Origin of the sequence: Mesorhizobium sp. WSM3626, from assembly GCF_000513935.1 — a bacterium.
GTDB classification, from domain to species: domain Bacteria; phylum Pseudomonadota; class Alphaproteobacteria; order Rhizobiales; family Rhizobiaceae; genus Mesorhizobium; species Mesorhizobium salmacidum.
Map to the genome: position 1 here is coordinate 72,423 of NZ_AZUY01000010.1, position 15,613 is coordinate 88,035.

Below are 15,613 nucleotides of genomic sequence, written 5' to 3' on the forward strand. Positions count from 1 at the left end.
CACTGTCCGCAAATCACGTTGGGTGTATTTTCGCAAAGGAATCATCGGCTTAATTCCGACACAATAGCGTCCACGCCCTCCGGCGCCGATAGCTTTCCCGCCCTGATGGAAGGCTCTTCTCCGCACGAAAAGAGTCGTTTGACGGATTGTGGCTGGCGTCGTCGGCGATCACGCCGCCGCCGCAATCCCTGCCCGGCGCATCACGAAACAGGACTTCGATTTTTCGTCGGTACACATTTTTTATATCGTGCGCCCGGCTCGAGCTTCCATTCGGCAGAGACGCATTTCGCGCTCAGGTTGCAAACTCGAAGCGAATGCGGGATGGTGTCGCGTTGTCGTAGAGGGGGACTTCCATGAGATTCGCCGTCCGGACCACCCTATCCCTGATGCTGGCGATCTTGCCGGGCCTGGCTGGCGCGCAAAGCGCCGATCCTGGTGACGACAGCACGATCATGTTTGCTCTTGATGATCCCGACATGGCGGCGGCGACCGCGCGGGCGCTCGCCGGCCTGGATGAATTCCTGGCCTTGTCCGAAACCCCTCCGTCCGGCACGGACAGGTTCAAGCTGAAGGTCAAGGTGCGGGACGGCGACGTCTCCGAGCATTTCTGGGTCATTCCCTTCCGTCGCACGGAAACAGGATTCGTCGGCATATTGGCGAACGAACCGGAGCAAGTGCGCAACGTCGTGCTCGGCCAGAATATCGAATTCACGCGCGACGACATTTCCGACTGGGGATACACCAGGGACGGCCATCAGGTCGGCAGCTTCACCGTCTGTGTGATGTTCAAGAAAATGTCCAAGGAAGAGGCGGACTATATGCGCGGCAAATACGGCTTCGACTGCTGAGCCTGCTTCGGCCCGTCAAATCGCACCGTCCCTCACGCCGATCTTCCTCACCAAGGCCGCCGTCGCCAGCATGGCGCCCATATCCGAAATCATCGGCGCGACATGGGTCTGGTAGTCCAGCGGCACCGAAATATCAGGCAGTTCGAAGAAGTTCTTCGTTTGCGGTAACAGCAGGAAACCGTCTGCGCCGTTCAGCGCAACGCGGGCCGGATCGTCCGGCCAGGTTTCGCCCAGCCATTTCAGTGCCTGCGCCAGGCGACCAGTCACCAGTGGCCGCGCCGCTTCGATGTTGTCGGTGCGGAATTCATAGGCGGCGTCGAGTTCGGGCACACCGGACGACAAGTCCTGCATCTTGCTGGCGAACATGCCGCGGAAGAAGCCAACGACCGCATTGGTCCGGCGCGTCGCCACCAATACCCCCGGGAACGGCTCGATCGCTTCGAAAGCGACAATGACACCCTTGAAGACTGTCGATGAATCCTTGCCCGACCCTACTCGCAGTTCTGCTTCGTAAAGCTCGAACGGAAACTCTTCGTAGCGGCCCGAAATGACATCGTCGAACGACTGCTTGTTGAAGGCGCCGACCGCCTCGCGTGGCAGCCGGTCGAAAGAGTTCGGCCTCCCTCCATGCTGATAACGCATATCCGCAATGGAGCCGAAGATGATTGGCAGCAGCGTCTCGCGGAACGATTGCTGCAGGCGCTTCGCCGGTTTCATGGCCTGGAAGTAGAGCACGCTCGAAGCCACCAAGCCGATGCCATAGAGAAACACATGCGGCGTCGAGAACCATTGCTCGTGGGGATCGGCGACCTTGTTGAACAGCCAGGCAATGAGCGCGACGAAGACGACCACCAGGCCAACGAACAACGGCACGCGCCACCTGACTCCGCGCGCCACCGAGGCCCTTTTCGTTTCGTAGGTCTCGATGTCCTTCCTGATGGCCGCGATGTCGGCCGCGCCCGGCATGAAATTTTCCATCGCCATCCCCCGCTGCCGAAGCCCGCTTTGCGCCATTATGATAGCTGCTTTTGCAGGAATGACGCCAGCCAGATAGAGCGGTGATCCCTTATCCCCTTGTGTGAGAAGGGAAGATTGCGCCCAGCCGCCCTTCGACCTTTCGCCTTATCGAACTCTCCAATTCCTCCACCGACACCAGCCGCTCATGGTCGCCCACGCGTCGCCGCATGAATGGATGCAGCCGGTAGGCCGCGATCCTGCCGCGCGTATCGGCATCAGCACTCACATCGACGACGAAAATCCCGCCGATCCGCCCCGGCCATGGCTGGCGGGCAAAAGCGGTGCCGAGGAAATCGCCGAGCCCATAGGCGATGATCGCGTCGCCGATCCGCTGCACCGGCTGCACGACATGCGCGTGATGGCCGGCGATCAGCCCTGCGCCCTGCCCGGCCAGCCGCCGCGCCAGCGCCCGTGTTCCGGCGCGCGGAAAATGGCGGAATTCCCAATCCCAATGCGGCACGGCACAAAGCAGATCGATCCCTGCGCTCGCTTCACCAGGCCAGCGCGCCGGATCGCCTTCCATCAAGACGCGGCCGGCAAACAAGCTCTCATCGGCGTTGCGCCAGAGCGTGAAAGCGGCGAAGCCGAGAGCGAGCGGCCCGACTTTGATCGACCGAACCGGACCATTGGCGGCCAGACCGATGGTGCGGATATCGAGCCGCTTCAGCGCCGCCACCGTCGCGTCGAAACCGGCGACGCCCTGGTCGAACACATGATTGTTGGCCAGCGACAGCACCAGTTTTTCGCGCTCGATCCCGACCGCCGCCAGCGCCTCGGCCAGAAAGCGTTCGCTCATCGCATGATGCGTACCGAGCTTGGTTCCCAGGACCGCGCTCGGGCTGTCGACAACAGGACTTTCACAATTGCCGATGATCAGGTCGGCCGTGCCCAGCAGGGCCTTGATCGCCGGATCGCAGTCGGGCGCGCTCCGGTTGGCGACCGCCGAGATGTCGCCGATGAAGGCCAGCCGCACCGTCTGTCTCGGTGGCCGGTCCATCAGCGTCCCCGTTGCCGGCGCAAACCCGGTGGCGTCACCGGCGAGCGACGGTTTCAGGAAATGCGGCAGCCAGGACAGTTTATAGGAGAGCGGATAGTTCGACACGCAATGCCCAATCGTTTGCCTTGTTTAGACTGTCCAGCGGGCTGGTTGAAGCCGTCGGCAATCAACGATGTGGACAGCGCATCGGCACCGACAGGCGCGACATCGTAAATCTGTGTATGGTCGCCGGCGACAAATGGGAGGGAAAGATGACACGAATAGCAAGCCTAGTGGCATCGGCTTTCATTCTGCTCGTGCCACTGTCGTCCGCATCGGCCGCCATGCCGGAAGCGGCAACCGCTTTGTTCGAGGCAAAAACCGTAGCCGCGCGCGACGCCGTGCTGTCTACCCTGGAAGCGGCTGCACCGAAAGATCCGGCGTCCGCCTATGCCGCCGGCGCCGGCGAGTTCTTCACGGCGCTGGAATTGCTGGCCAGCGGCCTGCACCGCCATGGTTTCGAAAGCCCGCAATCCTTCATGCTGCCACTGATGCAGCTGCCCGTGCCGCCCAATCCCAAACCCGAGCCGCTGACCTACGAACAGTTTCGCGCCATACTGGTCGCCTTCCGCGACCGGCTGGGAAAATCCGCCGCGACACTGGGTTCGGTGCCGGCCGATGCCGATATCGGCATGGTCATCGACCTCACCCATGTCGGCATCGACCTCAACGAGGACGGCACGATCGCGCCGGATGAAAGCATGGCGGCGATCATGGCCGCGCTGTCGCACGGCGGCATGGCGCCGGACGGCGCCGCACCGGCGCTCACTTTCCGCTTCGATCGCGCCGACGGCTATTGGCTGCAGGGCTATGCCGAGTTCCTGATGGCGCAGGCCGATTTCTGGCTGGCGCATGATTTCAGGGGCACGTTCGACGGCTCGTTCCACATGCTTTTTCCGCGCGCCAAGCTGCCGTTGCAGGACATCCTCGTGCCGCCGCCAAGCGAGATGGGCTCGAGCATCTTCTCCTCGGAATGGCGCATCGCCGATTTCATCTCGATGCTGCACATGATCAACTGGCCGGTGGTCGAGCCGGAGCGCCGCAAGGCGGCGCGTCAGGATCTGCTCGAAATGATCCGGCTGTCGCGCGAGGACTGGAAGGCGATCCGCGCCGAGACCGACAATGACCGCGAATGGCTGCCGGGCCCGCAGCAGAAGGGCGAAAACCCGCTCACCGGCCTCGAAGTCGGCGAGGAACAGGTCCAGGCCTGGCTCGCCGCCTTGAAGATGGCCGAGGACCTCCTGGAAGGCCGGGCGCTGCTGCCGCATTTCCGCATCACCGGCAAGGGCATCAACATGAAGCGCTTCTTCGACGAACCAAAACCCTTCGACCTCGTTCTGTCGATCACCGGCCCCGGCATCGCCCCTTACCTCGAAACCGGCAAGATCCTGACCAGCGAGGATTTCGATCAGATCCAGCGCCAGTTCGGCGGCGGCGGGTTCTTGACGTTCGCGCTGTGGTTCAACTGAGCGGCGCCCTAAGCTGATGGAGGTGCCTCAGCGCGCGAACCCGTGCAGCCGGGCCAGCAGCCATTGCAGGGGATTGCCGACAAAGGCGCGCGTGACGAAGGTGTCGTGCGCAGCGTCCGATGCAAGCAGGGCGACAGTGCCAGCTTCGAGGCGGCGCGGTGGATCGGAACTGGCATCTATACCGTGGCCCGCCAGCGCCTGCCTGATCTCGGCATTGCCGGAGGCCGATGATTTGCCATAGGCGCTGACGAAGAAACTCTTCCTGTGATGCGCGACCCAGTCGGCGAAGATGCCGGCCTCATCGAACACGGCGTCGAGCAGGATGACCCCGAGCAGGCGTCCGCCGATGTCGCCATTCCCGAGCACGGAAGCGGCCGGATTGTAGCCGCCGCTATAGGCGACCATCACCACCGGCATGACCTCGAATTTTGCCGCCTTGGCGCCGGTCAGCTTGGCCAGGCCTTGCGCCGCCTCGGCCATGAACTTGGCAAAATAGCCTGGTGTCCAGAAATTGCCGGCGCTGGAATCCTGCGCGTCGCGGGCAAATTGCGGCGCCACCAGCACGGCGTTGAGGCCTGAAGCCTCGACCTGCGCGACGACCCGCTGGCGCCCGACCACGTCGCGCTGCAAGGTCGCGCCATTGCCGTGGAAGAACACCACGATGACAGCAGGCCTGGCGGGATCGAACCCTTTGGAAATCGCGAGCAGTGTCGAGCGATCGGAATAGGTCTCGTCTTCCCAATAGATTCCCCCGCGCGGCGAGGTGTGACCGTGGCGGCCGTTCGCATCGACGTCGAGAAACGGCCCGGAGCCGTCGGGCAGCTTGCCCCGGTACGGAAACGGTGACGCCTTGAACGGCACGATGGTCGAGATCGCCTTGTGCAAGCGCGCCCCCTGGCTTGCCGCCGGAAACGCCACCGTGGCCAGCAGTCCGGCGACGATGGCGCGCCGGTCCGGCATCAGGCGGGCACCACCCGGAGAGCGGGCGCCTTCGATGGCAGGAGCACGGCAAAGAACGCCGGGATGGCAACGACATAGGCCATCGCTGCCCATTGCAGCACGGCGCTGAGCCCGAAGCTGGTGGCGACGATGGGCACGGCGGCCGAGCCGATGACCGAGAAACAGCCATTGATGCCCCAGGCCCAGACGAACAGATGCTCCTTGCCGAGCCGCGCCAGCCAGGTCATCGCGGTGGCCATCGGCATGCCCATCAGGAAGGCCGGCGGCGACACCAGCAGGAAGCAGAGCAGCAGCCGCACGGCATAGGGATAGGCGCCGATCCGGTCGAGCACGGGCGACAGATAGAACCCGTAGACCAGCAGCAGCGCACAGATGGCCAGCAGCACAACCGGCAGCAGCGTCCTGGCGCGGTCGAAGATGCGCTCGGCGAACAGGCTGCCGAGGCCGGAGAACACCAGCATCGAGGAGATCAGCACCGAGGCCGAAACGGTCGGGTTGGCCAGCGCCACGGTAAAGCGGCTGATCAGCCCGACCTCGACCATGATGTAGCCGAGACCGAGACAGGCGAAATACAGGATGGTGCCGAGCTTGCCGCGCGAGCGCGAGAACACGACGCGCCAGCCGAAGATAACCGGCAGCAGCACCAGCGACGCCGCCGCGATGCAGGCAATGCCGAGCGTCGCCCAGATCAGGAGATAGCCCCAGTCGTCCTGGAACAGGTCGAGCCGGTCGAGCGTGCGCGGCAGGTCGGCGACCTTCACATAGGCGGCGAAATAGGGTTGGTCGTTGCTCAGCGCACGCGCGTCGAAGACATAATCGTTGGCGAGCTTTTCCCAGCCGCCGGTCAAAAGCGCGTGCCAGGCCATGCGCTGCAACGCGGTCGCAGGCAGCACCTGCGGACCGGCATCGGCACGGGCATCCGCACAAGCATCGAGTGTCGGGTCGGCAGGCGCCGTCGGGTCGCAGTCAGGATTTGCAGGCGCGGTGGGGTCGGCAGGCGCTGACGCATCGGCGGGCTGGGTCAGCGTCGCGTCCTGTCCGCTGCCGAAGATCGAGGCGCGGTAATCATCGAGTACCTTTTGCGCGCCTGAGCCGTCATAAACTATTCCTGGATAGTAGACCTCCTCCCAGGACATCGATTTGGTGTAGTCGCGCAGCGTCTTGATTTCGGCTTCCGTGAAGCCGCCGCGCTTGAACAGCACCGTCGTGGTGGAGAGATAGCTCGACACGGCGAAGATGTCGTTGGCGGCACCTTGGCGGTCGAATATTTTCGCCGCTTCGGCGACGGTCGAATAAAGCTTGAGCACCGATTTCGGCGGCTCTTCCTTGTTCCACAAGGTGATCGACAGCACGCCGCCATCGGCAAGCGCGTGCATGTAGCTCAGCATCGCCTCACGCGTGTAGGCGTATTTCTCCGAAATGGCGAAGCCGCCGGGATTGGACAGGCCGACGCTGTCGGCGAGGCTGAGGTCGATGACGTCGTAGCGCTCCGCCGTATTGGCGAGGAACAGGCGCCCGTCATAGTCGATCACCTTGATCCGCGGCTCGGCCAGAATATTACCGGTCACGTCCCTGAGCACGGAATCGCGAAACGCCCGCAACGTCATTGGGTTGCTTTCGGCGACGGTCACCGATCTCGAACCGGCATTGAGCGCCGCTTGGGTGGAGATGCCGCCGCCGAACTGCACGACGAATGTCTTGGGCTTCTGCTTGATGACATAGGGATAGTGCATCGGCAGATAGCGGAAATAGACCTGCTCGGCCGGCGCCAGGTTGCGCATGATGCCTTCCGGCCCGTCGCCGTCGCGATACATGCCGACATAGGTGTTGGCCGGAACCTCGGGCATGCCGAAAGCGGCATTGTCGCTCAGGCCCGGCGCGAAATGCATGTAGGAGCTGGCATAGACCTGCAAATCGCCGAACGGCGAGACGCTGCGGTAGATGCGCTTGCCGTCGGGGAAGTTGCGGGCATAGGCGACGCCCTTGTATTGCGAGACGGCGATGTCGGGTATGCCTGTGAGCCCAGGCAGCATGAGGTAGCCGGCGATCGACAGCGCCGCAACCAAGGCACCAGCGACAACACTCTTCCAGGCGCCGAACGCGACGAACCACAAGAGCGAGCCGGCGGCCCACAAAAGCAGCGGCACGACGATGATGGTTTCAGGCGCGAACAGATACAGCGACACCAGCACGACGAGGCCGGCAAGCCCCGAGCCGGTCAGGTCGGCGAAATAGACGCGGCCGAAGGCGGTGCGGCTTTTCAGGAAGACGATGCCGAGGAAGAAGGCGCCGGCCAGGAACGGCAGGAGATAGAGCAGGAAATTGGCGAGCAGCCGCCATTTCTGCTGGGGATCGGAAACCAGGAAGATGGCGTTGAACGGCACCGTCTGGGCGACAAGGTTGGAGCCGACGGCGAGCGGGCCGATCAGCAACAGGGCCACTGTCGCCGCGCCTTGCCAGTGGCGGTCGAACCAGCCCTTGCCGGCGAAGATGACGACGCTGGACAAGGAGAAACCAAGCATGGCGAGGCTGACCACCAGCGAGCCGAAATGCGACCAGCTGCCCACGGCGAACACCCGCATGACGGCGATCTGCAGGGCGATGATGGCGCCGGCGATCAGCCCGACCGCGAGATAGTGCGCAAGCCGTGGCGCCTCCAGCGGGGCGATGCCTGGTCGAGAGATCGGTACGACGGCTGCCATGCAGGCCCCTTGGTGCGAAATTCAGCAAGGCCGGTGCCGCCGCGCGGCAACTCAGCCGTTATGCGTACCGACGATCTGGTTTCCTTCCAGCTTGGTGAAGGGCACGAAGGGCACCACCTTGCCGTTGTAGATGTCCGAGCGGACGATGTTGAACGTGCCGTCGGCAAGCTGCTGCTTGATCACCTTGAGCACATGCTGGGCGCCCGGCGGACCGACCGGAATGACCATCACGCCGTTGGGCTTGAGCTGCTGCAGGAGAGACGGCGGGATGTGGTCGATGCCACAGGTGACGATGATCTTGTCGAACGGGCCGACGCTCTCCCAGCCATAATAGCCATCGGCATTGCGGCTGGTGACCGAGCCGAACTCGCTGTAGCCGCGCTCGATCAGCCCGTCATAGGTGCGGCGGGTGCGCTGCGCCAGAGGATTGATGATCTCGATCGTGTGCACCTTGTCGGTGAGGTTGGCGAGGTAGGCCGACTGGTAGCCCGAGCCGGTGCCGATCTCGAGCACGGCTTCGCCGAACTGCACGTCGATGGACGTCGTCATGCGCCCGACCAGATGCGGGCCTGAAATCGTCACGCCATAACCGATGTCGAGGAAGGCATGATCATAGGCGCGGCCTATATTCTGCGGCAGCACGAACTCCTCGCGCGGCGTCAGCAGGAAGGCGCGCTTGTTGCGGTCGTCCAGCACGTCCTTGTTGTAGACCATGATCTGGAAGCGATCGAACCGCTCCGCCAGCAACTTCGGATCCTCGCCGCGATTGGCCACCATCCAGTCGATGAATGATTTCTTGTCCTTGAACGGCACCTCCGCATTGCGATCATAGGCAACCGGCACGGCGGCCTTGACGGCGGCCGGAAGAATGGAAAACGCCGCAGCTCCCGCCGACAGCGCCAAGAAGTCTCGACGCTTCATGGAAAAGCCTCCAAAAGTGGCCTTTGCCACCTAAAACCAAGCACTTGAACGGATTGCACTGCCTCCCAAAACGAGTCAATCGGCCGCCGGGAGGCGATCCTTCAGGCCGCAGAATTGTGGCAGGACGGCAACAGTATTTGCAGGCAGCCGATGGCGTAGCAGCGGCGCGGCCGACGCATGTCGGCGTGCCTCATTGCCGCGGGAATCGCCCCGAACCACCTTTTGCGAAGATTAGCGAAGGCTGTTTTGCTTGACTCAGCAGGCAAAAACAGGCAGCACAACAGCCTTGGAAGGGCTGCAATACCGCGTGCATGGTCGTGGACGAGCCTTTTTTCGGCACAAAGTCCACGTCTCTCCATTGGTTTTGAGAGGGATTGGTTAACCAACTTTGTCCATATTTTGAAGCAATCGGCAACTAACGACAGGCGCGGCAAACGCGTCGGGGACCACCTGGGATCACTCACAGAATGGTCGTCGCGGCTATCACAGCCGCGGACGTGGGAGCCGCTTGGAGCAAGATTGGTTGCATGGCGTTCTTGAGTCGTAAAATTGTCGGGGACAGGCGTTGGAGCGGCGAGACCGCTTTCGAAGCGCCACGTGCCTCATCCTTCACCCCTGAACGGGTTGTCCGCTGGGTCGCGGTGCCGGGCGTCAGCGCTGCCGTCGGCCTATGGCTGATCGGCACCATGGCCGGCCTCAGCTCCGTCGGCGCCTCGCTCTCGACGGCGTCGATCGGCCTGCCGCAGACGCTGTCCATGCCGGGCACGCTCGCTCTCGCCGATCCGTTGAAACAGCGTTTCCTCAGCTCTTCGGCGCCCTTCGTGACAGCCAATGCCCATGGCGGCGCGCAAGCGCTGCACGACCACGCCGTACAGTGCGGCGCCAGCTGCTTCAAGCTGGCGGCGATAACCTCCAAGGCAGAGAAATCCGGGCGCCTGGTGGCGCAGGCCAAGCCAACGCCGGCGAAATCAAAATCGCAGCAGCGCTTCGAACTGATGGAAGCGTCGCTGTCGCCGACAAAGCTCGCTGCTGTCTTCGCCGGCGCGGGAAAGCCGGCGGCCACGGCCAGCACCCGTTCCATGATTTCCAGCACCGCCCCGCAGATCACAGAGGCGTCCCTCGTGCCGTCCGTACAGGTCATGGCCAGCCTGTCCAACGACATGCCGGCTCCGGCGGCGGAACGTTTCGCCCGCGCCGATACGGGTTCCGTCGTGCAGACCGCGCCGGCGCCGATGGGCTTTGCCCAATCGGAAACGCCCGACAACGCGCAGCTGGCGCTTGCCCTGGTCGAGTCGATGCCTGTCGAGGACGAAGCCTTCGCCTCGCCGCTGCCGATGACCGAATCCTCGCCCGACGTCGCGGTTGCGCCGGTCGAGACCCAGCAGCAACAGCCCGGCGACGCCGCCTCGCTGCCGGATGCGCTCACCGATGACGTGCCGCTGCCGACCCGCCGCCCGCAATATGACGCGCCGCAGCAGCCCAGGGTGGTGGAAGAGGACAAGCCGGCCGCACAGCCCAAGACTTTGGAGCAGAAGCCGGCGCCCCAGCCGAAGCCCGTCCAGCAAGCCAGGCAGCCGGCCCGGCAAGGCCGTACCCGCGATGGTGGCGACGTGCTGGCCTATGCCAAGCCGGACGTTCCCGCCGGCGGCCTCGGCCAGGCGTTCAAGAACCTGTTCGGCGGCCCGCGCGGCGGCAGTGGTGCAGGCAACGGCGTCGCCGTCTACGACATCAGCGCCGGCACCGTCTACATGCCTGACGGCTCGAGGCTCGAGGCGCATTCGGGCAAAGGCGCCATGGCGGACCAGCCGCGCTATGCCGACCAGAAGAACCGCGGACCGACACCGCCCAACACCTACAATCTGTCGCTGCGCGAGTCGCGCTTTCACGGTGTGGAGGCCTTGCGCCTAACACCGGTCGATGGCCGCAACAAATACAATCGCGACGGCCTGCTGGCCCATACCTACCTGCTTCGGGGCCGCTACGCCCAGTCGAGCGGTTGCGTCGCCTTCAAGGACTATGCGCGCTTCCTCGCCGCCTTCAAGAAGGGCAAGGTCACCCGGCTCGTCGTGGTGCCGCGCCTGAATGGATCGGCGACGCGCGTGGCGTCAAACGGAAGCGGCGCCTGACCTCTGCGAGCAGGAAGTGCGCGATACCTGCCCACTCCTGACAGCCTGCTGTCAGGAGCCGCAGCCGGCGGCGCGCCTGCCTTCATCGTGCTCTTTCCATTTTCGCCAAGACCTCCCATATTCGGGACATGGCCAAATCCCCCGATAAAAAAACGCCGCCGACGGCGAATGAAGACCGCGCCGCGCCGAAGCGGCGCAGCCCGCTGACCGATTTCCTCGACGCCTCGGAGCCGCTGCACAAGAGCGGCTTCGCCGAGATGCCGCAGGCAGAACTGTCGGGCACGCCGCTGACCGGTTCGATCGCGGATTGGGCCGAGCAGATCGAGCAGGAGGCTGAACGGGAAGGACGCACCACGGGCAAAGGCGGCGGCGCCAAGTCGCCGAAGAAGATACCCGAGCGCTCCGCCGCGCCGGGCCGCACCGCGCGCGGCACCTCGATGGGCGGCGCCGCGTCGGCCCGCGAACGCACGGCAGCCGGCCTTAATCCGGTCGCCGGCCTCGACATCTCGCTGGAAGAAGCCGAGACGATGTCGTCCAGTGGCGTCACCGCCACGGTGGCCGCGCTCTCGGCGCTGATCGAATCCGGCAATCCGCTGCACAAGGACGGCGTGCTGTGGACACCGCACCGCCCTGCCCGGCCGGAGAAATCCGAAGGCGGCATCGCCATCAAGATGGTGTCGGACTTCGAACCGGCGGGCGACCAGCCGACCGCCATCAAGGACTTGGTCGAGGGCGTCGACAACAACGACCGCACCCAGGTGCTGCTCGGCGTCACCGGCTCCGGAAAAACCTTCACCATGGCCAAGGTGATCGAGGAGACGCAGCGGCCCGCTTTGATCCTGGCGCCCAACAAGACGCTGGCGGCGCAGCTCTATTCCGAGTTCAAGAAATTCTTCCCCGACAACGCGGTGGAATATTTCGTCTCCTATTACGATTATTACCAGCCGGAAGCCTATGTTCCGCGCACCGACACCTTCATCGAGAAGGAGTCCTCTATCAACGAGCAGATCGACCGCATGCGCCATTCGGCGACGCGCTCGCTGCTCGAGCGCGACGACGTCATCATCGTCGCCTCAGTGTCCTGCATCTACGGTATCGGCTCGGTCGAGACCTACACGGCGATGACCTTCCAGATGCAGATCGGCGACCGGCTCGACCAGCGCGCCCTGCTCGCCGACCTCGTCGCGCAGCAGTACAAGCGCCAGGACATCAATTTCGTGCGCGGCTCATTTCGCGTGCGTGGCGACACGATCGAAATCTTCCCGGCCCACCTGGAAGATCGCGCCTGGCGCATTTCGATGTTCGGCGACGAGATCGAGGCGATCACCGAGTTCGACCCGCTGACCGGCCAGAAGACGGGCGAGTTGAAGAGCGTCAAGATCTACGCCAACTCACACTATGTGACGCCGCGCCCGACGCTGAACCAGGCAATCAAGTCGATCAAGGAAGAGCTCAAGCACCGCTTGGTCGAGCTCGAGCGCGCCGGCCGCCTGCTGGAGGCACAGCGGCTGGAACAACGCTGCCGCTTCGACCTCGAAATGCTGGAAGCCACCGGCTCCTGCGCCGGCATCGAGAACTATTCGCGCTACCTCACCGGCCGCCAGCCCGGCGATCCGCCGCCGACCTTGTTCGAGTACATTCCCGACAATGCGCTGGTCTTCATCGACGAAAGCCACGTCACCGTGCCACAGATCGGCGGCATGTATCGCGGCGACTTCAGGCGAAAGGCGACGCTGGCCGAATATGGCTTCCGCCTGCCCTCCTGTATGGACAACCGGCCGCTTCGCTTCGAGGAATGGGACGCCATGCGGCCGCTCTCGGTCGCCGTTTCGGCGACGCCCGGCGGCTGGGAGATGGAACAGGCCGGCGGCGTCTTTGCCGAGCAGGTCATCCGCCCGACCGGGCTGATCGATCCGCCGGTCGAGGTGCGCCCGGCCAAGAGCCAGGTCGACGACGTCGTCGGCGAAATCCGCGAGACGACCGCCGCCGGCTACCGCACGCTGGTCACCGTGCTGACCAAGCGCATGGCCGAGGATCTGACCGAGTACCTGCACGAGCAGGGCGTGCGCGTTCGCTACATGCACTCCGACATCGACACGCTGGAACGCATCGAGATCCTGCGCGATTTGCGGCTTGGCGCCTTCGACGTGCTGGTCGGCATCAACCTTTTGCGCGAAGGCCTCGACATTCCCGAATGCGGCTTCGTCGCCATTCTCGATGCCGACAAGGAAGGTTTTCTGCGTTCGGAAACCTCGCTGATCCAGACCATCGGCCGCGCCGCCCGCAACGTCGACGGCAAGGTCATCCTCTACGCCGACCAGGTCACCGGCTCGATGGAACGGGCGATGGCCGAGACCAATCGCCGCCGCGAAAAGCAGATGGAATGGAACGCCGCCAACGGCATCACGCCGGAATCGGTCAAGTCGCGCATTTCCGACATTCTGGATTCGGTCTACGAGAAGGACCACGTCCGCGCCGACATTTCACAGTTCACCGACGGTGCCGGCGCCATGATGGGCAACAATTTCAAGGCCCATCTCGACGCGCTGGACAAACAGATGCGCGACGCCGCCGCCAATCTCGACTTCGAGAAGGCAGCCCGCATCCGCGACGAGATCAAGCGGTTGCGCGAGATGGAACTGTCGATCTCCGACGACCCGCTGGCGCGCGAGGTGGAAGGCCAAAGTCCGGCCTCGGGCCGCGAAAAGGGCAAGCACAACAAGGGCGTGGCCAAGCATCGGACGTTGGAGGAACAGGAGCGGTTCCGCAAGCTCGACCAGGCACGCGCCGCCGAAGAGGCGGCCAAGGCCGCCAGGCCCAACCTCTTCCGCAAGCCCGATCTCGACGAGATGGGCGCCGACGGCGCCGTGCCGGTGAAGAAGCCGCTGTTCGCCAAGCCCTCGCTCGACGATATGGGGCCTGGTACCGACATGCCGACGCCGTCAGGGGCGGTGTCGCGCTCGCTGTTCAAAAAGCAGTCGGCCGGAGAGGCGCACGGCTCCGATTTCGGCATCCCGGGCGACGCCGCCAAACCGTTGTTCAAGAAGAATTCTCTGGATGAGATGACGGTGCGCCGTACCGAGAAACCGGTAGAGGGAAAAGTGCCGGCGAAGCCACAGCCAATCTCCCCCCTCGTGGGGGAGATGTCCGGCAGGACAGAGGGGGGCGCGAAAGATCGCGGCGATACCGACAAGCCAATCATCCGCCAACGCTCTGGCATCGGCTCCTACGAGGACCCAGGCGACGCCCGCCGCGAAAAGCGCCGGCCGGGGAAGACAGGCAGGCCGGGAAAGTAGAGCGCTCTTCCCTTCTCCCCTTGTGGGGCCCGAAGGGCGGGCGAGGCCCGTGACTCGCCCGCCCTTCGGGCCCCACAAGGGGAGAAGGAAAAGCGCGCCGGCGCCGCACCTTAACATCCTGCTTGTCAAAGTCGGAACAGCCTCTGGACTATGCGCTCGCGCTTGCCGCCAAGTGGCGGAAACGATACGCACGGCTGCAATTCTGCCTCTGAGCGCACGTAACTTCCCCATGAAACCCAGAGACATCGCCGCCTACGTCTTCCTGGCTGTCACCTGGGGACTGTCCTTCCTGGTGCTGCTCAAGGTGGTGCATGCCTTTGGCTGGGTCGGCGCGGTCACCTTGCGCGCGCTGATCGCCGGCATCACGCTCTTTCTGCTTGCAGCCGTCACGCGGCGACGGCTGGATTTCAGCGCCGGCTGGCGGCATTTCGCCATGGTCGGCGCAACGACGGTCGCGGCGCAGTTGATCGGCCTGTCCTATGCCACGCCGCGCATCGGCACGGCGATGGCGGCCATCCTGGTTGCCGCGATCCCGCTGTTCTCGATGATCATCGGCCAGCTCTGGGGGCTCGAGCGCATCACTGTTCGCGGCCTTGCCGGGCTGCTGCTCGGCGCTGCCGGCATCATCGTCCTGGTCGGTTTCCCCGCGGTTCCGGTCACCGCTTCCTTTGCGGTCGGCTGTGCCGCCTCGCTGTTCAGTTCCTTCTCGGCGGCGTTCGGCAGCAACTACGCCAATCGCCATTTGCGGTCGGCCGGCTCACTGGAACTCACCAGCGCCGCTTTCCTGTTTGGCGGCCTGATGACGCTGCCGCTGCTGCTCGCCGTGCCGATGCCGGCCATGCCGCGCCCTGTCGACTTCCTCTATCTGGCGATACTGGCCTGCGTGATGAGCGCATTGACCTATGTCGTGTATTTCCGGCTGGTGGCCAGCATCGGCGCGACCAGGACGATCAGCGTCGAATTCGCCGTGACCACGATCGCGGTGCTGGCCGGAACGATGCTGCTTGGCGAGTCGCTGACCGTCATCCAGGCTTTCGGCGCGGCGGCGATCATCGCCGGCTGCGTGCTGGTGCTGGACCCGTTTCCCCGCCGGTTGGAAGCCTTGCCCTTGCCATCGGCCCCGCCTTTGGTGTAACCGGTCCCCATACTCGAACGTCTTGAAAGGAGGGCTAACGTGTTTTTCGATCACCATCGTCAGCGTGGCCCGATTTCCGCCCTGCGAGCTTGCTTGCAGGGCT

At 64.1% G+C, this 15,613-nt stretch carries 10 protein-coding genes; 5 read left to right on the forward strand and 5 right to left on the reverse strand.

Features of this window, described 5'->3' with window-relative positions; translation table 11 throughout:
- The first annotated feature begins 353 nt into the window (after positions 1-353).
- On the forward strand, positions 354-848 hold the full coding sequence (locus M653_RS0110495) for a DUF2314 domain-containing protein (protein ID WP_027143318.1): 495 nt from the start codon (positions 354-356) through the stop codon (positions 846-848).
- A 15-nt stretch (positions 849-863) separates the two neighbouring features.
- Here M653_RS0110495 and M653_RS0110500 read toward each other — a convergent pair whose 3' ends face one another.
- Both M653_RS0110500 and M653_RS0110505 read right to left on the reverse strand, forming a co-directional pair.
- Positions 864-1,832, reverse strand: coding sequence for a DUF3137 domain-containing protein (locus M653_RS0110500; protein WP_027143319.1), 969 nt, complete (start codon positions 1,830-1,832; stop codon positions 864-866).
- 82 nt (positions 1,833-1,914) lie between these two features.
- Positions 1,915-2,967: a CapA family protein gene (locus M653_RS0110505; RefSeq protein WP_027143320.1), complete on the reverse strand. Its 1,053-nt coding sequence runs from the start codon at positions 2,965-2,967 to the stop codon at positions 1,915-1,917.
- Between the two features lie 146 nt (positions 2,968-3,113).
- On the opposite strand from M653_RS0110505, the gene M653_RS0110510 reads away from it, so the two are divergent.
- The gene (locus M653_RS0110510; RefSeq protein WP_027143321.1) at positions 3,114-4,370 is read left to right on the forward strand and encodes a hypothetical protein; all 1,257 of its coding nucleotides are present in this window, start codon (positions 3,114-3,116) and stop codon (positions 4,368-4,370) included.
- Between the two features lie 27 nt (positions 4,371-4,397).
- Here M653_RS0110510 and M653_RS0110515 read toward each other — a convergent pair whose 3' ends face one another.
- The 3 genes from M653_RS0110515 to M653_RS0110525 are packed head-to-tail and all read right to left on the reverse strand — an operon-like array spanning position 4,398 to position 8,953.
- Positions 4,398-5,330, reverse strand: a complete 933-nt coding sequence (locus M653_RS0110515; protein WP_027143322.1) for a hypothetical protein — start codon at positions 5,328-5,330, stop codon at positions 4,398-4,400.
- Positions 5,330-8,032 carry a hypothetical protein gene (locus M653_RS0110520; RefSeq protein ID WP_027143323.1) on the reverse strand — a complete coding sequence of 901 codons (2,703 nt, stop codon included), beginning with the start codon at positions 8,030-8,032 and terminating at the stop codon, positions 5,330-5,332. Before M653_RS0110520 ends, M653_RS0110515 begins: the two co-directional genes overlap by 1 nt.
- A 51-nt stretch (positions 8,033-8,083) precedes the next feature.
- Positions 8,084-8,953 carry a protein-L-isoaspartate O-methyltransferase gene (locus tag M653_RS0110525; RefSeq protein WP_027143324.1) on the reverse strand — a complete coding sequence of 290 codons (870 nt, stop codon included), beginning with the start codon at positions 8,951-8,953 and terminating at the stop codon, positions 8,084-8,086.
- 527 nt (positions 8,954-9,480) lie between these two features.
- Here M653_RS0110525 and M653_RS0110530 point away from each other — a divergent pair.
- From M653_RS0110530 to M653_RS0110540, 3 genes are all read left to right on the forward strand, one after another.
- The gene (locus tag M653_RS0110530) at positions 9,481-11,079 is read left to right on the forward strand and encodes a DUF2778 domain-containing protein (RefSeq protein WP_032935198.1); all 1,599 of its coding nucleotides are present in this window, start codon (positions 9,481-9,483) and stop codon (positions 11,077-11,079) included.
- Between the two features lie 128 nt (positions 11,080-11,207).
- The gene (gene uvrB, locus M653_RS0110535; RefSeq protein WP_027143326.1) at positions 11,208-14,375 is read left to right on the forward strand and encodes an excinuclease ABC subunit UvrB; all 3,168 of its coding nucleotides are present in this window, start codon (positions 11,208-11,210) and stop codon (positions 14,373-14,375) included.
- Between the two features lie 229 nt (positions 14,376-14,604).
- Positions 14,605-15,510: a DMT family transporter gene (locus M653_RS0110540; RefSeq protein WP_027143327.1), complete on the forward strand. Its 906-nt coding sequence runs from the start codon at positions 14,605-14,607 to the stop codon at positions 15,508-15,510.
- Positions 15,511-15,613 lie beyond the last annotated feature (103 nt).